The 18,037-nt window shown below is 65.9% G+C and carries 21 protein-coding genes; 10 read left to right on the top strand and 11 right to left on the bottom strand.

Features of this window, described 5'->3' with window-relative positions; genetic code table 11:
- Positions 1–44: 44 nt before the first annotated feature.
- The 5 genes from ACOHWE_RS16410 to folK form a co-directional block, all read right to left on the bottom strand.
- Positions 45–791, bottom strand: coding sequence for a pyridoxine 5'-phosphate synthase (locus ACOHWE_RS16410; protein ID WP_420667802.1), 747 nt, complete (start codon positions 789–791; stop codon positions 45–47).
- A 68-nt stretch (positions 792–859) separates the two neighbouring features.
- Entirely contained in the window at positions 860–1,651 is a 792-nt protein-coding gene (locus ACOHWE_RS16405) for a DUF2062 domain-containing protein (protein ID WP_420667801.1), read from the bottom strand.
- A gap of 42 nt (positions 1,652–1,693) precedes the next feature.
- Entirely contained in the window at positions 1,694–3,826 is a 2,133-nt protein-coding gene (locus tag ACOHWE_RS16400) for a RelA/SpoT family protein (RefSeq protein ID WP_420667800.1), read from the bottom strand.
- A gap of 36 nt (positions 3,827–3,862) precedes the next feature.
- Positions 3,863–4,216 carry a DNA-directed RNA polymerase subunit omega gene (gene rpoZ, locus ACOHWE_RS16395; protein ID WP_420667799.1) on the bottom strand — a complete coding sequence of 118 codons (354 nt, stop codon included), beginning with the start codon at positions 4,214–4,216 and terminating at the stop codon, positions 3,863–3,865.
- A gap of 92 nt (positions 4,217–4,308) precedes the next feature.
- Entirely contained in the window at positions 4,309–4,878 is a 570-nt protein-coding gene (folK, locus tag ACOHWE_RS16390; protein ID WP_420667798.1) for a 2-amino-4-hydroxy-6-hydroxymethyldihydropteridine diphosphokinase, read from the bottom strand.
- A gap of 137 nt (positions 4,879–5,015) precedes the next feature.
- On the opposite strand from folK, the gene ACOHWE_RS16385 reads away from it, so the two are divergent.
- Positions 5,016–5,585, top strand: coding sequence for a LabA-like NYN domain-containing protein (locus tag ACOHWE_RS16385; RefSeq protein ID WP_420667797.1), 570 nt, complete (start codon positions 5,016–5,018; stop codon positions 5,583–5,585).
- 133 nt (positions 5,586–5,718) lie between these two features.
- Here the strand turns inward: ACOHWE_RS16385 and ACOHWE_RS16380 are convergent, their stop codons facing one another.
- The gene (locus ACOHWE_RS16380) at positions 5,719–6,180 is read right to left on the bottom strand and encodes a c-type cytochrome (protein ID WP_420667796.1); all 462 of its coding nucleotides are present in this window, start codon (positions 6,178–6,180) and stop codon (positions 5,719–5,721) included.
- A gap of 140 nt (positions 6,181–6,320) precedes the next feature.
- Between ACOHWE_RS16380 and ispH the strand changes: the two genes are divergently transcribed.
- The 3 genes from ispH to ACOHWE_RS16365 all read left to right on the top strand — a co-directional run bounded on the left by ispH (position 6,321) and on the right by ACOHWE_RS16365 (position 8,568).
- Positions 6,321–7,271 (top strand): 4-hydroxy-3-methylbut-2-enyl diphosphate reductase, encoded by a 951-nt coding sequence (ispH, locus tag ACOHWE_RS16375; RefSeq protein ID WP_420667795.1) that lies wholly within the window; start codon positions 6,321–6,323, stop codon positions 7,269–7,271.
- 180 nt (positions 7,272–7,451) lie between these two features.
- Positions 7,452–7,916: a ribonuclease HI gene (gene rnhA, locus ACOHWE_RS16370; RefSeq protein WP_420667794.1), complete on the top strand. Its 465-nt coding sequence runs from the start codon at positions 7,452–7,454 to the stop codon at positions 7,914–7,916.
- Positions 7,917–7,944: 28 nt separating this feature from the next.
- A complete protein-coding gene (locus tag ACOHWE_RS16365) occupies positions 7,945–8,568 on the top strand; it encodes a trimeric intracellular cation channel family protein (protein ID WP_420667793.1) in 624 nt (207 codons plus the stop codon).
- A 15-nt stretch (positions 8,569–8,583) separates the two neighbouring features.
- On the opposite strand, the gene ACOHWE_RS16360 is transcribed toward ACOHWE_RS16365, so the two are convergent.
- From ACOHWE_RS16360 to def (ACOHWE_RS16345), 4 genes are all read right to left on the bottom strand, one after another.
- Positions 8,584–8,820, bottom strand: coding sequence for a GlsB/YeaQ/YmgE family stress response membrane protein (locus tag ACOHWE_RS16360; protein ID WP_420667792.1), 237 nt, complete (start codon positions 8,818–8,820; stop codon positions 8,584–8,586).
- An 18-nt stretch (positions 8,821–8,838) separates the two neighbouring features.
- Positions 8,839–9,744, bottom strand: coding sequence for a methionyl-tRNA formyltransferase (fmt, locus tag ACOHWE_RS16355; protein ID WP_420667835.1), 906 nt, complete (start codon positions 9,742–9,744; stop codon positions 8,839–8,841).
- Positions 9,745–9,915: 171 nt separating this feature from the next.
- Entirely contained in the window at positions 9,916–10,413 is a 498-nt protein-coding gene (gene def / locus ACOHWE_RS16350; protein ID WP_420667791.1) for a peptide deformylase, read from the bottom strand.
- 27 nt (positions 10,414–10,440) lie between these two features.
- Complete coding sequence (gene def, locus ACOHWE_RS16345) at positions 10,441–10,959, bottom strand: peptide deformylase (RefSeq protein ID WP_420667790.1); 519 nt, start codon at positions 10,957–10,959, stop codon at positions 10,441–10,443.
- Between the two features lie 98 nt (positions 10,960–11,057).
- Here def (ACOHWE_RS16345) and ACOHWE_RS16340 point away from each other — a divergent pair, with 98 nt between their 5' ends.
- Positions 11,058–12,230 carry a MalY/PatB family protein gene (locus tag ACOHWE_RS16340; RefSeq protein ID WP_420667789.1) on the top strand — a complete coding sequence of 391 codons (1,173 nt, stop codon included), beginning with the start codon at positions 11,058–11,060 and terminating at the stop codon, positions 12,228–12,230.
- A gap of 2 nt (positions 12,231–12,232) precedes the next feature.
- A complete protein-coding gene (locus tag ACOHWE_RS16335) occupies positions 12,233–12,760 on the top strand; it encodes a L,D-transpeptidase family protein (RefSeq protein WP_420667788.1) in 528 nt (175 codons plus the stop codon).
- Between the two features lie 251 nt (positions 12,761–13,011).
- On the opposite strand, the gene ACOHWE_RS16330 is transcribed toward ACOHWE_RS16335, so the two are convergent.
- Positions 13,012–13,380 carry a hypothetical protein gene (locus tag ACOHWE_RS16330; protein WP_420667787.1) on the bottom strand — a complete coding sequence of 123 codons (369 nt, stop codon included), beginning with the start codon at positions 13,378–13,380 and terminating at the stop codon, positions 13,012–13,014.
- A gap of 210 nt (positions 13,381–13,590) precedes the next feature.
- On the opposite strand from ACOHWE_RS16330, the gene ACOHWE_RS16325 reads away from it, so the two are divergent.
- The 4 genes from ACOHWE_RS16325 to ACOHWE_RS16310 all read left to right on the top strand — a co-directional run bounded on the left by ACOHWE_RS16325 (position 13,591) and on the right by ACOHWE_RS16310 (position 17,776).
- Positions 13,591–14,565, top strand: a complete 975-nt coding sequence (locus ACOHWE_RS16325) for a glutathione S-transferase family protein (RefSeq protein WP_420667786.1) — start codon at positions 13,591–13,593, stop codon at positions 14,563–14,565.
- A gap of 125 nt (positions 14,566–14,690) precedes the next feature.
- Positions 14,691–15,653, top strand: a complete 963-nt coding sequence (locus ACOHWE_RS16320) for a threonine-phosphate decarboxylase (protein ID WP_420667785.1) — start codon at positions 14,691–14,693, stop codon at positions 15,651–15,653.
- Entirely contained in the window at positions 15,650–16,561 is a 912-nt protein-coding gene (gene cbiB, locus ACOHWE_RS16315) for an adenosylcobinamide-phosphate synthase CbiB (protein ID WP_420667784.1), read from the top strand. The genes ACOHWE_RS16320 and cbiB overlap by 4 nt, the downstream gene beginning before the upstream one ends.
- 45 nt (positions 16,562–16,606) lie before the next feature.
- Entirely contained in the window at positions 16,607–17,776 is a 1,170-nt protein-coding gene (locus tag ACOHWE_RS16310; RefSeq protein WP_420667783.1) for a lytic murein transglycosylase, read from the top strand.
- Positions 17,777–18,037: the final 261 nt, after the last annotated feature.

Raw genomic sequence — 18,037 nt, 5'->3', positions numbered from 1 at the left:
CCGAAAATTCCGGCCCGTATTCATTGATGAATACGGCCCCCGCCTCATGCCCTCGCGCCGTCCATCAGCCGGCGCATCTCCTGCACTGCCGGGGTCAGGCCGCGGAAGATTGCTTCGCCGATCAGGAAGTGGCCGATGTTCAGCTCGCGCACCTCCGGGAAGGCCGCGACCGGCTCCACCGTGTCATAGGTGAGGCCATGGCCCGCGTGCACCTCCAGCCCCAGCGAATGGGCGTAGGCCGACATCTCGCGCAGCGCCTCCAGCTCGCGGTCGCGCTCGGCCAGCTTGCCCTCGGCGTGGTAGTCGCAATAAGCGCCGGTGTGCAGTTCGATCACCTCTGCACCGATGCGGTGGGCCGCCTCGATCTGCCGCTTGTCGGCGGCAATGAAGATCGACACCCGGCAGCCCGCCTCGCGCAAGGGCGCGATGAAATGGGCAAGCTTGTTTTCCTCGCGCGCGACCTCCAGCCCGCCCTCGGTGGTGCGCTCCTCGCGCTTCTCCGGCACGATGCAGACCGCGTGCGGCTTATGGCGGAGCGCGATCTTCTGCATTTCCTCCGTCGCCGCCATCTCGAAGTTCAGCGGCACCTTCAGCGCCGCCATCAGCCCGTCGATATCTTCATCGGTGATGTGGCGGCGGTCTTCGCGCAGATGCGCGGTGATGCCGTCGGCGCCTGCTTCCTCGGCCAGCTTCGCGGCGCGGACTGGGTCCGGATAGGCGCCGCCGCGGGCGTTGCGCACGGTGGCCACATGGTCGATGTTCACGCCCAGCCGCAGGGAATTCTGTGCCATATCGTCAAGTCCTGAAATTGGTAGCCCTTTGCGCAGAACACTAGACGCAAGGGCAGGAAGGGCAAGCCCTATCCGGCTTCCCGGTTGCGCCCGCCTGCGGCGCGCGGCGCTTCCGGTGCGGTGCCGGGCGCCAGCTTCGAAGGGGCGGCGGGGGGCGGGTTGACCGCTGCCGTGGCACCTTCCTGCGCCTGCGGCGCCGGGGCCGCAGCCCGGCCTGAAACCGGACCGGAGGCGAGTTCCGCGCGCTGCATGATGGCGTCGAACTTGGCCTTGATACGGGCGCGGCGGCGCTGCTGGTAGACCCGGATCACCGGCAGGCTGAGGAAGTAGCATACAGTCGCGCTAATCATGCCGGGGAGGATGCCGCCGATCATGTAGGGGTAGAACACCTCATCGAAAAACAGCAGCAGCCCCTGCCAGTCCGCAGGCCGGTCCATGAACAGCGCAAAGAGGTTGTCCTTCAGGTCCGCACCGGCGGCAAAGAACTTCCCTACCAGGGACTTGTCGACATCCTTGTCGAACTCGGTGCCCAACAGCCAGTGGCCGGTCTGCAGCGCCGCCACCCCAATCGGCACATAAGTGAGCGGATTGCCGAAGAAAGTGGCGCTCAGAGCCGCGAGGATATTGCCATTCATCAGCCGCGCGATCAGCGCCGCAACCACGAAATGCAGCCCGTAGAAAGGCGTGAAGGTGGTGAAAACTCCGGCCCAGATGCCGCGGGCGATACGTTCGGGCGAATCGGGCAGGCGGCGGACCCTGTGCTGCACGTACAGGAAGGCCCGGCCCCAGCCGCCGCGGGGCCAGAAGAAATCCGCCACCGCACGCAGGGGCGGGCGTCTGTCCCGGCGCCTGAAAACCAAAGCCGTCCGTCCTTCCCAGTTTCCGGCTGGCGCGTCAGCGGCCTATCCCGGCGTGAACCGCCGCTCCGGCTTTTCCCGGAACCGCGCCACCGCGGCGACATCGCTTTCCGCCTCCAGCGTCAGCATCAGCGAGTGCAGCTGTTCCACATCCCGCAGCTCCACGTTGACCATAAGCCGGTAAAAGTCCGGTTTCCTGTCGACAAATTCAAGGTCCGAGATATTGGCCTTTTTCTCGCCGATCAATGTGCAAATACGCCCCAGAACGCCGGCATCGTTGCCGATGGTCAGTTCCAGCGTGGTGCCATAGGCCGCCGGGTGGGTGCCGCTGTGCCAATGCACGTCGACCCAGCGCTCCGGCTGGTCCTCGAACTCGCCCAGCTTGTCGCAATCGGCGGTATGCACCACCACGCCGCGGCCGCGGTAGGTGATGCCGATGATGCGCTCGCCCGGCAGAGGCTGGCAGCAGGGCGCGCGCTCGAAGCTCTGGCCCGGCTGCAGGCCGATCACTGCGCGGCGCGGGGAGACCTCGTCGCCCTTGCCCGTGGTCAGCTCGGGGTAGACCGACTGCACCACGTCATGGGCGGTGATCACCGCGGCGCCGAGCCGCGACAGCAGTTCGTCCACGCTGCCCACGCGCAGCGCCCGAGCGGCGGTTTCCAGCGCCTTGTCGGTGGCCTTGCGCCCGACATGCTCAAAAGCCGAACGCGCCAGCTCGTGGCCCAGCTTCACGAACCGCGCCCGGTCGGCTTCGCGCAGGGCGCGCCGGATCGACGTGCGGGCCTTGCCGGTGGTGGCGATCTCCAGCCAGCTTGCCTGCGGGGTCTGGCCCTCGGCGGTGATCACCTCGACCGACTGGCCGTTCCTGAGCCGGGTCCACAAGGGCACCCGGATGCCGTCCACCTTGGCGCCGACGCAGGCATGGCCGATGCGGGTGTGGATGGCGTAGGCAAAGTCGATCGGCGTTGCCCCCTTGGGCAGCTTGATCACCTCGCCCTTCGGGGTGAAGCAGAACACCTGGTCGGAGTACATCTCCAGCTTCACCGCCTCGAGGAATTCGTCGTGGTCCTCCTCGGCGTCGAACTGTTCAGTGAGCGACGCGATCCACTTCGCAGGATCGACGGCAAACGGGTTCTCGGTGCGCACCCCGTCGCGGTAGGACCAATGCGCCGCCACTCCGGTTTCAGCCACGTCATGCATCTGGCGGGTGCGGATCTGCACCTCCACCCGCTTGCCGTCGCGGCCTGACACGGTGGTGTGGATGGAACGGTAGCCGTTGGATTTCGGCTGGCTGATGTAGTCCTTGAACCGGCCGGGCACCGCGCGCCAGCGCTGGTGAATGGCGCCAAGCGCCAAGTAGCAGTCTTCTTCGGACCCGGTGATAACGCGGAAACCGTAGATGTCGGACAGCCGCGAGAAGCCCTGGTCCTTGGCCTGCATCTTGCGCCAGATCGAATAGGGCTTCTTGGCGCGGCCGAAGACTTCGGCTTCGATACCTGCCTTCTCCAGCTCGGTTCGCATGTCGCCAGTGATGCGGTGAATCACATCGCCGGTTTCGCGCTGCAGGGTGACGAAGCGGCGGATGATCGACTGGCGGCCCTCGGGATTGAGCACCCGGAACGCCAGATCTTCAAGCTCCTCGCGCATCCACTGCATGCCCATGCGGCCTGCCAGCGGCGCGTAGATGTCCATCGTCTCGCGCGCCTTCTGGGCCTGCTTCTCCGGCCGCATCGCCTTGATGGTGCGCATGTTGTGGAGCCGGTCGGCCAGCTTCACCAGGATCACCCGCAAATCCTTGGACATCGCCATGAACAGCTTGCGGAAGTTCTCCGCCTGCTTGGTTTCCCGGCTCGAGAGTTGCAGGTTGGTCAGCTTGGTGACGCCATCGACGAGCATTGCCACTTCATCGCCAAAGCGGCGCGCAACCTCCTCGTAAGAGGCTTTGGTGTCTTCGATGGTGTCGTGCAGAAGCGCGGTGATGATGGTCGCATCATCCAGCCGCTGTTCGGTCAGGATCGCGGCCACCGCGACCGGATGCGTGAAATAGGGCTCGCCGGAATGGCGGTACTGCCCTTCGTGCATCTGCGCCCCGAAGGCATAGGCCTCGGCAATCCGGGACGCATTGGCTTTCGGATTGTAGTTGCGGACCAGTTCAATCAGGTCATCAGGCGAAATCATGTCCGGTCCGCAGCCTCAATTGTCCGTCGCGGCAAATCAGCCCTGCCCCTGGGCCTCCATCAGTGCGCGCAGGAGCTTCTCTTCCGACATGTCGTCTTCGGCCGGCTTGTCGCTCTCGCCGCCCATCAGCAAGGCCATGGAATCCTCTTCCGGCTCGTCCACCTCGATCTGGGTCTGGTTGGCCTCGATCAGGCGCTCGCGCAGGGCGTCGGCGCTCTGGGTTTCCTCGGCGATCTCGCGCAGCGAGACAACCGGGTTCTTGTCGTTGTCGCGGTCCACGGTCAGCTCGGCTCCGGCCGAGATCTCGCGGGCGCGGTGTGCCGCCAGCATAACCAGCTCAAACCGGTTGGGAACCTTGTCGACGCAATCTTCAACCGTCACGCGGGCCATGAACGACTCTCCAAGTATTGTGGGTCCGGAGCGCAGAGATGTACGCTCAAATGTTTCTCTTGACAAGACCAGAAAATGCCGCAGCGAAATCGCTACAGCGGAACGATCCCGGCGGTTTCCGAGGGCGGCAGGGAGGCAAGCAGTGCGGCGGCGCTCTGATGCAGAACCGGATGGCGCCAATCGGGGCGGATATCGCAGAGCGGCACCAGCACGAAGCCACGGTCCTGGATCCGCGGATGCGGCAGGATCAGCTCGCCCGGTGCCTCCTGCATCTGCCGTTCCAGTGGCAGCCCCTGCCAGCGGGCAAAACCGGCCGCGTCGGGGCGCACCGCGCCGCCGTGATCGATCAGGTCCAGATCCAGTGTGCGCCGCCCCCAGCGCTCGGCGCGCACCCGGGCAAAACGCGCTTCCACCGCATGCAGCCGTTCCAGCAGTTCTTCCGCGCTGAGCGTGCTTTCCACCTCCACCGCGGCGTTCACATAGTCCGGCCCGGTCCCGGCGGGAAAGCAGGGCGTGCGGAAGAACCGCGACACCGCCCGCAGGACGATGCCCGGCTGCGCCAGCGCTGCGACCGCCATTGACAGCGTAACCTGAGGCACCCTAGCGTCAGCAGGCATATTACCGCCGAGTGCGATGAGTGATTTTGTCCGGTATCCGGTCATTTTTGACCCTGTTTCTGAATGCCACCGCCCTTGCGGCAGATGGCAAATAACATACATTAAGTCCACCCGTTTAGCCGATTTCAGTCATTCACTCACGGAACCAGAGCTTAAGCGGGCCGACCGGAAGGACAAATTTGATGTTTTACAAGGACGAACGGCTTGCGCTGTTCATAGACGGATCGAACCTCTACGCCGCGGCCAAGGCGCTTGGGTTCGATATCGACTACAAGCTGTTGCGGCAGGAATTCATGCGCCGTGGCAAACTGTTGCGGGCGTTTTATTACACGGCGCTATTGGAAAACGACGAGTATTCCCCGATCAGGCCGCTGGTGGATTGGCTGCATTACAACGGCTTCACCATGGTCACAAAACCGGCCAAGGAATACACTGACAGCATGGGCCGCCGCAAGGTGAAGGGCAACATGGATATCGAGCTGACCGTCGATGCCATGGAGCTGGCGCCGCGCGTCGACCATATCGTGCTGTTTTCCGGCGATGGTGACTTCCGTCCGCTGATCGCCAGCCTGCAGCGCCAGGGCGTGCGGGTGTCGGTGGTCTCCACCATCCGCAGCCAGCCGCCGATGATCTCCGACGATCTGCGCCGCCAGGCCGATAATTTCATCGAGCTGGAGGAGCTGCGTGACGTTATCGGCCGCCCGCCTCGGGAACAGAACGACCCGCGCTCGGCCGCAGCCGCGCAAGGCTGATTTTCCGCCGCCCGCGGCTGCGTGCAGGCCGCCGGCGGCGAGACCCGGGCAAAACAGCGATGGCGCAGACCCGGCGTGCACCGGCCTGCGCCATTTGCTTGTCAGGGGCCGGCCGGTCTCAGCGCGGTGCGGGTCAGGGCTGCGCCAGCGCGTTGATCTCGTTGTGGCGCTGGATGATCTGCTGAGGCCAGCGGCTCTTGATATAGGCTAGCACCGCCAGCATCTGCGCTTCGCTCAGCACCTCTTCGTAGCCACCCATGCGTGTGCGGTAGCCGTTGCCGGCCAGCGCCTCGACCCCGAACCTGGTGATCGCCAGCAGCTGGCTGTCCGAATGGTGCCAAGTATGCCCCGTCTCATCATGCGGCGGTGCAGGCAGGTAGCCATCTTCATCGCGCTCCTGCCAGTTGGGCTCGCCTTCCAGATCGGCCCCATGGCAGCTGGCGCAATATTCCGCGTAGATCTTGCGCCCCTCCTCTACCGCCGCGGGATCCTGATAAGGCAAGCCGCCCGCTGCCAGCGCGGCGCGATCCGCGGACCAGAAAAAGGCTCCGCCCGCCAGCAGTACGGCACCAGCCGCAAACAGCATTGCTTTCATGCCCGCTCCCCGCTTCAGTTCCAAGCAGGCCTTTCTGCAACCTTCCGCCGCTGGAAGCTCCAGTCACAACCCCGTGACCTCGCGCCGGGACTGGACCTCGCGCGCCGGAAGCCTTACCTCTGGCCCGCAAGGAGACCCGTATGACAAAGCCGCCCCTCACCCTCTACCTCGCCGCCCCGCGCGGCTTCTGCGCCGGCGTTGACCGCGCCATCAAGATCGTCGAGATGGCGATCGGAAAATGGGGCGCGCCGGTCTATGTCCGCCATGAGATCGTGCACAACAAATACGTGGTCGACAGCCTGCGCGAGAAAGGCGCGGTCTTTGTCGAGGAGCTGGACGAATGCCCCGATGACCGGCCGGTGATCTTCTCCGCCCACGGGGTGCCGAAATCGGTGCCCGCCGCGGCCGAGGCGCGGGAGATGATCTATGTCGATGCCACCTGCCCGCTTGTCTCCAAGGTGCATATCGAGGCGCAGCGCCATGCCGAGAACGGGCTGCAGATGGTTATGATCGGCCACAAGGGCCACCCGGAAACCATCGGCACCATGGGCCAGCTGCCCGAAGGTGAGGTGCTCTTGGTGGAAACTGTCGAGGATGTGGCCGCGGTGGAGGTGCGCGACCCCGCGCGGCTCGCCTTCGTTACCCAGACCACGCTGTCGGTCGATGACACCAAGGACATCGTCGCCGCGCTCCAAGCCCGCTTCCCCGAGATCGTGGGCCCGCACAAGGAAGACATCTGCTACGCCACCACCAACCGACAGGAAGCGGTGAAGGCGGTGGCGCCGAAATCCGATGCGCTCCTGGTCGTGGGTGCGCCGAACTCGTCGAACTCGCGCCGCCTGGTCGAAGTCGGCGCCAAGAACGGCTGCGGCTACGCCCAGCTGGTGCAGCGCGCCGAAAACATCGACTGGCGCGCGTTGGAGGGTATCCGCTCCATCGCCATCACCGCCGGCGCCTCGGCCCCGGAACTTCTGGTAAACGAGGTGATCGACGCCTTCCGCGCCCGCTATGACGTGACGGTCGAGGTGGTGGAAACCGCGGTGGAACGGGTCGAATTCAAGGTGCCGCGGGTGCTGCGCCAGCCGGCATGAGTCCGGCAGGCCTGCCTGCAAACGAGTGACGATGGCGCACCGCGCCATGGACTGACTGGGGCTTCCGGTGCTGTTGGCGGCGATGGCGGTGTTGTTCCCTCGCGCCGGTCTCTCCCTGCAAGCGCCGCCGTGCGCGCCTGCACTCTGGCGCCCGCCGGGGCAGCGGTGTAGGGAGCGGACATGGCTGATTTGTTTGCATATACCGATGGCGCCTGCTCGGGCAATCCAGGCCCCGGCGGCTGGGGCGTGCTGCTGCGCGCGATGGACGGGGACACCGTGGTGAAGGAGCGCGAGCTTCAGGGCGGCGAGGCCGAGACCACGAACAACCGGATGGAGCTTCTGGCCGCGATCAACGCGCTGGAAAGCCTGGCGCGGCCTTCGAAGATCACCGTAGTGACCGATTCGGCCTATGTGAAGAACGGCGTTACCGGCTGGATTTTCGGCTGGAAGAAGAATGGCTGGAAAACCGCTGCCAAGAAGCCGGTGAAAAACGTTGAGCTCTGGCAGCGCCTGGACGAAGCGCAGAGCCGCCACCAGGTGACCTGGGAGTGGGTCAAGGGCCACGCAGGCCACCCCGAGAACGAGCGCGCGGACGAACTCGCACGGGCGGGCATGGCCCCGTTCAAGAAAGCGCGCTCCAAGTGAGGCGGGCCAAACGGCCCGGTGGCGGCGCATGAGCTTCCTCACCCTGCTGGACTATGCCTCGGTGCTGGTCTTTGCGCTCACCGGCGCGCTGGTGGCGAGCCGCGCGCAGCTCGACATTGTGGGCTTTGCCTTTGTCGCCTGCCTCACCGCAGTGGGCGGCGGCACGGTTCGCGACCTCCTGCTGGACCGCGACCCGGTGTTCTGGATCGGCGATTCGAACTATATCCTGCTCGCAACCCTCGCCGCTGTGATCGTGTTCTTCACTGCTCATCTGGTCGAAAGCCGCCTGCGCTGGGTGGTCTGGCTCGACAGCTTTGCGCTCGCCGTGGCCGTGCCTGCGGGCACCGGCGTTGCGATTGCGCTGGGAAAAGGGCCGGTGATCGTGGTGCTGATGGGCATGGCGACCGGCTCGCTCGGCGGACTGATGCGCGACGTAGTCTGCAACGAGGTGCCGCTGGTGCTGAAGCAGGGCGAGCTTTACATCACCTGCGCCATGGCGGGGGCGATCACCGCGGTGGTGGCGATCGGGGCCGGGGTGGAGCTGCGCATTGCTCTCCTCGCCTGCGCCGGTGTCTGCTGGACGCTCCGCGCCGGGTCAATCACATTCGGCTGGCATCTGCCAGTCTACAGAAGCCGCCCGCCGCGCCGCTGACCCGTCCCGGCGGCGCTAGCGCTGGACGTAGCGCTGCCAGAACCAGATCAGCGCCAGCGCCCCCAGAAGCGCGCCGAGGAAACCGGCAGCAAATCCCAGGACAGCCAGCAGCGCGCGCAGCAGAAGACCGCCTATCAGCGCGCCCGCCATGCCGATCACGACGGTGGTGACGATATCAGTTTCCACCCGCATCAGGCGGGTTGCCAGGAACCCCGCTGCGGCGCCGATGATGACAAGCGCGATAATGGACATGCTGCCTCCGCTACCTATCTAGAGGCGGCTGCCCTTCTCCACCGGGAAGCCGCGCAGGAACACCTCACGATCCTGCGCGCTTTTGCCCGACCGCTGCAAGCGCAACAGCACGACCGCGCCGCTGCCGCAGGCCACGGTGAGGGCATCGTCCAGCACCTCGCCCGGCGCGCCCCGCCCCTCCGCCAGCCGCGAGGCCAGGAGCTTCACCCGCTGGCCGCCGATCTCGCACCAGGCGCCCGGGAAGGGCGAGAGCCCCCGGATCTGCCGGTCGACCTCTGCCGCGGGGCGGCCCCAGTCCACCCGTGCCTCGGCCTTGCCGATCTTTTCGGCATAGGTGACGCCGGCCTCCGGCTGCGCCTCGGGTGTCAGCTCCGGCAGGCGGGCCAGGGCCTCGACGATCAGCCGCGCGCCCATCTCCGACAGCCGGTCATGCAGCCCGGCCGTGGTCTCTTCCGCGCCAATCGCGGTGGCCGCGCGCAGGAGCACCGGCCCGGTGTCGAGCCCGGCCTCCATCTGCATGATGCAGACGCCGGTCTCCGCGTCGCCCGCCATGATGGCGCGGTGGATCGGCGCCGCCCCGCGCCAGCGCGGCAGCAGGCTCGCATGAATGTTCAGGCAACCGTGCCGCGGTGCATCCAGCACCGCCTGCGGCAGGATCAGCCCGTAGGCCACCACCACCGCCACATCCGCCCCTAACTCCGCAAATGCCTCCTGCTCCGCTGCGCCTTTCAGCGAAACCGGGTGCCGCACTTCCAGCCCCAGTGCCGCGGCGCGGGCGTGGACGGCGGTTGGACGGTCCTTCTTGCCGCGGCCCGCAGGCCGGGGGGGCTGACAGTAGACGGCAGCAATCTCGTGCCCCGCCTCCACCAGCGCATCCAGCACCGGCACCGAGAAATCAGGCGTTCCCATGAAGATGATGCGCATTTCGTCGTCTGCCTCCTGCGGCTTCATTTCCGGCTCATCACCGGCGAGATTCAAACTCCCGCTGTTGAGCGCAGAAGGGTGCGCAGGCCCGCGGGGTGGCGCAATCGCGCCGCCCCATTGGGGCGGGCCAGCGCGGCCCGGCTTGCAGCCGGGCGGGGCTTGATCGTGCGGTCAACCGTTCAGCTTCTTTGCCTTCCGGATCAGCATGTCGCGCTTCACCTTGCTCAGGCGGTCGAAATACATCCTGCCGTTCAGATGGTCGATCTGGTGCTGTACCGAGGTCGCCTCGATGCCGACAAAATCACGCCGGTCAACCATGCCCTGCTCGTTCAGGTAGCGCACGGTGACCGCGCGCGGGCGTTTGATCCTGGCCGAGACGCCGGGCAGGTTGGGGCTGGCTTCCTCGTGCTCGCGCAGTTCGACCGAGGCGTGCAGGATTTCCGGATTAGCCAGCCTCACCGCGCGGCCGCGCTCGGAAGAACCGTCGACCACCGCAAGCCGCAGCATCACCCCGATCTGCGGCGCGGCGAGGCCAACGCCGGGCATCGCCTCCATCGTGTCGATCATGTCATCCCAGATCGCGCGGATCTCGTCGGTGATCCCGGTCACCTCCTCGGCCTTCGTGCGCAGGCGCTTGTCGGGCCAGGGCAGGCAGGTGCGGACGGTCATGGCTGGAACTTCCCCAAAGCCGCGGGCTCAGGCCCGGGCGCGCTCGCGCTTGAGCTTCTGCATTTTGCGGGTGATCATCTGCCGCTTCAGCGGCTTCAAATGGTCGATGAACAGCTTGCCGTTCAAATGGTCGATCTCGTGCTGCACGCAGGTCGCCCAAAGCCCGTCGAAGGTTTCCCGCTGGGCGTTGCCATCGCGGTCCAACCATTCGACTTCCACCACCTTCGGGCGGGTCACTTCGGCGTACTGGTCGGGGATCGACAGGCAGCCTTCCTCGTAGACGCTGGTTTCGTCGGACGCCGACAGGATCTGGGGATTGAACATCACCAGCGGGCGCGACTCGCCCTCGCCCTCCTTCACGCAGTCCAGCACGATCAGCCGTTGAAGGATGCCGATCTGCGGCGCCGCCAGCCCGATGCCCGGCGCGGCATACATGGTTTCCAGCATGTCATCCGCCAGCGCGCGCAGCTCGTCGCTCAGGTCGGCCACCGGCGCGCAAACCTTCTTCAGTCGGGGGTCGGGATGGATCAGGATCGGTCTTTTCATGGCAATCATGTAAGCCATTGCCCCCGCCGCCGCAACGCCCCCTTGCGCCGGCCGGAATAGCCGATAGCTTCGCTTCCATGGACAGAGGAGATTGGCTCATGGATTTTGACGACCTCATCGACCGCCACGGCACCCATTGCCACAAGTGGGACCTGATGGAACCTGTTTACGGCGTGCCGGCAAGCGATGGATTGGCGATGTGGGTTGCCGATACCGATTTCCGCGCACCTGAAGTCGTGCGCGAACGCCTGCAGGAAATGCTGGACCACGGCGTCTTCGGCTATGTGAATGCCGAAAAGCCCTACAAGGACGCAATCCGCTGGTGGATGCGCAACCGCCACGACTGGACGGTGGAGGCGGACGCGATCTTCACCACTACCGGGCTGGTCAACGGCGTCGGCATGTGCCTCGACACTTTCACCCAGCCGGGCGACGGCATTGTTCTGTTCACGCCGGTCTACCACGCCTTTGCCCGGGTGATCCGCAATGCGGGGCGCGAGGTCGTCGAATGCCGGATGGAGAACAGCGATGGCCGTTACGAGCTGGACTTCGACGCTTACGATGCGCAGATGACCGGCAAGGAGAAGATGGTGATCCTCTGCTCGCCGCATAACCCGGGCGGCCGCGTCTGGACGCAAACAGAGCTGCAAGCGGTTGCCGATTTCGCCAGGCGCCATGATCTGCTGCTGCTGTCGGACGAGATCCACCACGATCTGGTCTTCCCGGGCCACACCCATATCCCGATGCAGATGGCCGCGCCGGAAATTACCGACCGGCTGCTGATGCTGACCGCGCCGTCGAAGACCTTCAACATCGCAGGCCTCCATACCGGCCAGGTAATCATCCCCGACCCCGAGCTGCGCGGCCGCTTCGCCAAGCGCATGCAGGCACTGTCGCTGGCACCGAATTCGGTCGGCCAGTTCGCCACCGCCGCTGCCTACTCCCCCGAGGGCGCCGAATGGGTTGACGCACAGGTCGCCTACCTGAATGAGAACCGCAAGCTGTTTGACGCTGCGGTCAATGCGGTCCCGGGGCTTAAGTCGATGCCGTTGGAAGCGACCTATCTGGCCTGGGTCGATTTCTCCGGCACCGGGATGGAGCGGGCAGAGTTCACCACCCGGGTCGAGCAGCAGGCGAAGATCGCGGTGAACCACGGCACCAGCTTCGGCACCGGCGGCGAGAGCTTCCTGCGCTTCAACCTCGGAACCCAGCGGGCCCGGGTGGAGGAGGCCTGCCGCCGCCTGACCGAGGCGTTCTCGGACTTGCAGTAGCGATGCGGCGCCTCCTGCGGCTTCTGGCGCTGGTGCTACTGGCGGGCGCCGCCTGGACAGCCTGGGAGGCGTTCACCCCGCGCCCCGCGCCGCCCCCTGCCCCGGCGGTGGAGCAGGTCGACCGAATCCTGATCGAGAAATCCGCCCGCCGCCTGACCGCCAGCCGCCGCGGCGAGACAGTGCTGGAGTTCCCCATTGCCCTCGGCTTCGCGCCCGAGGGCGACAAGGCGCAGGAAGGCGACGGCAGGACACCGGAGGGGCGCTTCCGGATCGACCGGCGCAACCCGGACAGCGCCTACCACCTGTCCCTTGGCATCAACTATCCGCGGCCCCAGGACCGCGCCCGTGCCCGTGCCGCCGGTGTAAGTCCTGGCGGCGACATCTTTATCCACGGCCAGCCGAACGCGCTGGGAAGCCTCGTCACTCTGCCGGGCGACTGGACCGCTGGCTGCATCGCCGTCAGCAACGAACAGATGGAAACGCTCTGGCGGCTGGCGCAGGTAGGCACAGAGGTGGAAATCCGGCCCTGAGCCGGCGGGCCCGGCCTGGCACCGGAGCGCCCCTTAGATGGGCGCTTCAGGAACGGAAACATACCCGCGCTGCACCTGCTGCACCTGGACACACCCGGCAAGACGGCCGCAGCCAAAACGCTGCCCGCCTCTGCAATTCAGCGTGATGGCAGTGGCCGTGCCCCATACCGGGGCGGCCTCGAACCGCGTTGAAGCCGCCTGCAAGCGGCTTCAGCCGCTGCGTGCTCCGGAACTCAAAGCCCCTGCGGCCGTCAGGTCAAACCAAGAGACGGATCGAAGGGGATCAGCCCGGCCGGGGCATCCGGCGATTTGCAGAAATCCAACGGCGGCTGGTCGGAAGCGAGAGTGGCGCGCTTGAACTCGTAGCGCATCTCGCCGCCCTCTTCTTCGCTGGCGACGATCAGGCACTGCGACAACTGCCGCGCCCCGTCGTAAAGATCCACCCGCCCGCGCAGCGCCGGGGCACAGCCGGCGGCGACGGCAAAGCCCGTCTTCCACATCCGCAGCACCGGCACAGTTTCCTCCCCGGCCATCACCCGCAGGCGGTTCTTCCTGCGCGTCCCCGCCTCGCGGGCGGCATCGAGGGCGTCTTGCACGGCTTTGGGCACATAGGTGTTCATCGGTCCGGTCTTCCCGTTTCAGGGCCTGTGAAATGGCGTCCTCATAAGGGTGCGCCGCTAATGGATAAAATCAAGTGAACTTTTTAAGAAGCTTCAGCCCGGCCCATGGGATGTGCAGGCATGCAGGCCGCCTGCGCGCAGCCTCGCATGGGCGCGCGAGGCCCGCGCCCCTATGTTCATGGCAAGACAGCAACATGGGGAGCAGGCGCAATGGGTCTTCTGGTCGACGGCAAGTGGCAAGACAAATGGTACGACACCGCCTCCACGGGCGGCGCCTTCAAACGCAAGGAATCGCATTTCCGCAACTGGGTTACTGCCGGCGGCAGCGCGGGACCCTCCGGCGAGGGCGGCTTCAAGGCGGAAAGCGGCCGTTACCACCTCTATGTCTCGCTGGCCTGCCCCTGGGCGCACCGGACGCTGATCTTCCGCAAGCTGAAAGAGCTGGAGGAGCATATCTCTGTATCCGTCGTGCACCCCGACATGCTGGGCGAAGGCTGGACCTTCAAGACCGATGAACACGGCGCCACCGGCGACCGCCTGTTCGGCAAGACCCACCTGCACCAGATCTACACCAGGGCCGAGCCGGACTATACCGGCCGCGTTACTGTACCCGTGCTCTGGGACAAGGAGCGCGGCACCATCGTCTCCAACGAGAGCGCCGAGATCATCCGCATGTTCAACAGCGCCTTCGACGGCATCACCGGCAACCAGGACGACTACTGGCCCGAGGCGCTGCGCGAGCCGATCGAGACGGTGAACGTCCGCATCTACAGCACCGTGAACAACGGAGTCTACAAATGCGGCTTCGCCACCTCGCAGGAGGCTTACGACGAGGCCGTGAGCCCGCTGTTCGAAACCCTTGACTGGCTGGAGGACCTGCTGTCCGAACACCGCTACCTGATGGGAGACAAGCTGACCGAGGCCGACTGGCGCCTTTTCACCACGCTGGTGCGGTTCGATGCGGTCTACAATGTGCATTTCAAGTGCAACCGGGCACGGCTGATCGACTACCCCAATCTCTGGGCATACGCGCGCGAGCTCTACCAATGGCCGGGGGTGGCAGAGACCGTGGGCATGCATCACATCGTGCGCCATTACTACTACAGCCACGACACCATCAATCCGCACCGCATCATCCCGGTGAACCCGCGGCCCGACTGGACGGCGCCGCACGGCCGGGACTGACGGGCCGCGGGAATTTGATGCATCATTTCCCCAACGGGTGCGCCGCCGCAGTTGCTTTATCAAACCGCATGTTTCATACGGCGAGGAGCCTGTTTTAATAGAGTAGTTGCCACGTTTATACCGCGATGCCTGAATCCGAGATCACAAACCCGCCGCCCGGGCGGGACCACGGCGGAAATCTCAGCGCTGCGATCGCGGCTTATGGCGGCCGCGCGGGTGAGTGGATCGATCTCTCGACCGGTATCAATCCGCAGCCTTATCCGCTGCCCGGGTTCACGCCTGCCGACTGGGCGGCGCTTCCGGACGCAGCCTCGCTTGCGGATCTGGAACGGGTCGCCCGGGACTTCTGGAACGTACCCGCCGGCGCCGCGGTGCTCGCCGCCCCTGGCGCCTCGGCGCTGATCGCAGCGCTGCCCGCACTCGCAGCGCCGCGCTGGGTGAAAATCACGCAGCCTACCTACAACGAACACGCCGCCGCCTTCGAGGCACACGGCTGGAAGCTCCGCCAGAACGGCCCTGCGGAAGCGCTGGTCGCGGTGCATCCCAACAACCCGGACGGCCGGCTCTGGCAGCCATGCGAGCTGAAGGCGCCCTTTAGCGTGATCGATGAAAGCTTCTGCGACACCTGTCCGGAGCAGAGCCTGATCGAAATGGCCACCCGCCCTGGTGTGGTTGTCCTGAAGAGTTTCGGCAAGTTTTGGGGCTTGGCCGGCATGCGGCTGGGTTTCGCCATCGGGGATCCGGAGCTGATCGCGAAGCTCGCAGCCTGGCAGGGACCCTGGGCGGTCTCCGGCCCAGCCTTGCGCACCGGGCGGATGGCGCTGGCGGATCAGGCCTGGGCCGCAACCACCCGCACCCGGCTTGCGGAGGACGCGCGCCGCATGGACGCGTTGCTCACCCGCAAGGGCGCGCGTGTTCTGGGCGGCACCGACCTCATCCGCCTTTGCGAGGTGCCGGATGCCGCCGCCTGGCAGGACCGCCTGGCCAGATCCCGGATCTGGAGCCGCATTTTCCCCTATTCCCGAAGCTTCCTGCGGCTTGGCCTGCCGCCCGCCGAGGGCTGGGACCGGCTGGAGGCAGCGCTGTGAGTACCGCGGGTATACTGGTTCTGGCCCTGATGCTCGACGCCGCCCTTGGCGAACCCAAGTGGCTCTGGTCGCGGATTCCGCATCCGGCAGTGCTGATGGGCCGCGCGGTAGGCTGGCTCGACACCCGCCTGAACCACGGAGACAACCGCCGTGCCAAGGGCGTGCTTGCGGCGCTGGCGCTGCTTGTTGGCGGGCTGCTGCTTGGCGCGCTGCTGGCCCTGCCCGGCGCGCCCGCCGAGATCGTGATCGCCGCCATCCTGATCGCGCACCGCTCGCTTACCGCGCATGTGCAAGCGGTGGCAGACGGCCTGCGCCAGAGCCTCGCCGCCGGGCGTGAGGCCGTCGCGATGATCGTCAGCCGCGACACCGGCCAGATGACCGCGCCGCAAGTCGCTCGCTCCGCCATCGAAAGCGGCGCCGAGAACCTCTCCGACGGGGTTATAGCGCCCGCCTTCTGGTTCCTGCTGGCGGGACTGCCCGGGCTTGTGGCCTATAAGCTGATCAACACCGCCGACAGCATGATCGGATACCGCAACGCGCGCTATAGAGACTTCGGCTGGGCCGCGGCGCGGCTGGATGACTTATTGAACCTGATCCCTGCACGGCTCACCGGCCTGCTCATCGCGCTGGCCGGCGGCCAGCTCGGCGACTGGCGCGCCATTGCCGCCGATGCCCGCCAGCACCGCTCGCCCAACGCCGGCTGGCCCGAGGCCGCGATGGCCCGGGCGCTGAACAGCGCGCTGTCCGGCCCCCGCTCTTATGACGGCAAGATCCGCGATTTCCCCTGGGTCCATAGCGCCGGTTCAAAAAGCGCAAGCGCTGAAACCATCACACGCTCCGTCTCCATGCTCTGGCGCACCTGGGGCCTCGCCGTTGTTCTGCTGGTTGCCATCGCCGCGATTTTTTAGCACATATGGACCGGGGAGAGCGACATGACTAGGAACCCGGGACCCATGCGCCTATTGCCCTTCGCCATCGTGGCCGCCCTGATGCCCGCCGCCGTGCAGGCCCAGTGCGGCGGCGATTTCCGCAGCTTTGTGCAAGCCCTGAAGGACGAGGCCGTGCTCGCAGGCTACGGCGCTGCCACCATCCAGGGCTTCTTCGGCGGCACCCGCCAGGACCCTGAGGTGCTGAAGGCAGACCGCAGCCAAGGGGTGTTCCAGAAACCCTTCCTCGAGTTCTCCCGGCGCCTGATCTCGGAGCAGCGCCTGCAGCGCGGCCGCCGCATGGCCTCGGAGCACGACCGCATCTTCCGCCGGATCGAAGAGACCTATGGCATCAGCCGCGGCGTGCTCTTGGCCTTCTGGGCGTTCGAGACCGACTACGGCAGCTACCAGGGCGATTTCAACACCCGCGACGCGCTGGTTACCTTGGCGCATGACTGCCGCCGCCCGGAGCTGTTCCGTCCGCAGGTGCTGGCCGCGCTGGAGCTCTACCGGCAAGGCAATTTCGATCCTGCCAACACCACCGGCGCTTGGGCGGGCGAGATCGGCATGGTTCAGATGCTGCCCCGCGACATCCTGAACCACGGGGTGGACGCCGATGGCGACGGGCAGGTGAACCTTAAAGGCTCCGCCGCCGATGCACTGATGTCGGCAGCCCGGATGCTGTCACATTTGGGCTGGCGGCCGGGGGAGCCCTGGCTGCAGGAAGTCGTGCTGCCAGAGGGCTTTGCCCCGGGCGAGAGCGGGCTTCTGCACAAGAAACCGGCCTCCGACTGGCAGCAGCTCGGACTGCGCGCGCGCAGCGGTGCACTGGCCGGCCCGGAGATGAAAGCAGCTCTTCTGCTGCCGCAGGGGCACAAGGGGCCAGCCTTCCTCGCCTACCCCAATTTTGACGTGTTCTTCGACTGGAATCAGAGTTTCACCTACGTGCTGACCGCCGCCTATTTCGCCACCCGGCTGGAAGGGGCCGCGGTCTACGATCCGGGCCGCCCGGAACCGGGCCTCAGCGGCGCCGAGATTCGCGAGCTGCAGGAGAAACTTCAGGCCCGCGGCCACGATGTCGGCGGCATCGACGGCATCCTCGGCGCGCGCACCCGCATGGCGGTGAAAAAGGAACAGAAACGCCTCGGCCTGCCCGCCGACGCCTGGCCCACTCCGGGGCTGCTAGGGCGTCTCTGAGCGGTTGCGAGGTTTGCCTTTTGGCAAGGTTTGGGGTATAAACAGGGCTAGAGAACGTGATCCAGTTCATCACTGAATCAAAGTGCCGGGTAGAGTTGCCGCTCTACCCGGCTTCTTATTCCGGGCCTACAGGTACTCCAGAACAAGCTTCACGATGGAGACTATCAGCGCTGCGGCTGACAGGATCACCATCCATTTAGAGAACGATTTTTGATCCAGGTTCATCACCTCCTCTCACCGCCAAGGTTGGCGGTGGAGCCA

The organism is Cribrihabitans neustonicus (assembly GCF_048820895.1).
GTDB lineage: Bacteria > Pseudomonadota > Alphaproteobacteria > Rhodobacterales > Rhodobacteraceae > Cribrihabitans_A > Cribrihabitans_A neustonicus.
Note: the sequence above shows the minus strand (reverse complement) of the source record. Positions and strands in the feature narration are given on the sequence as shown.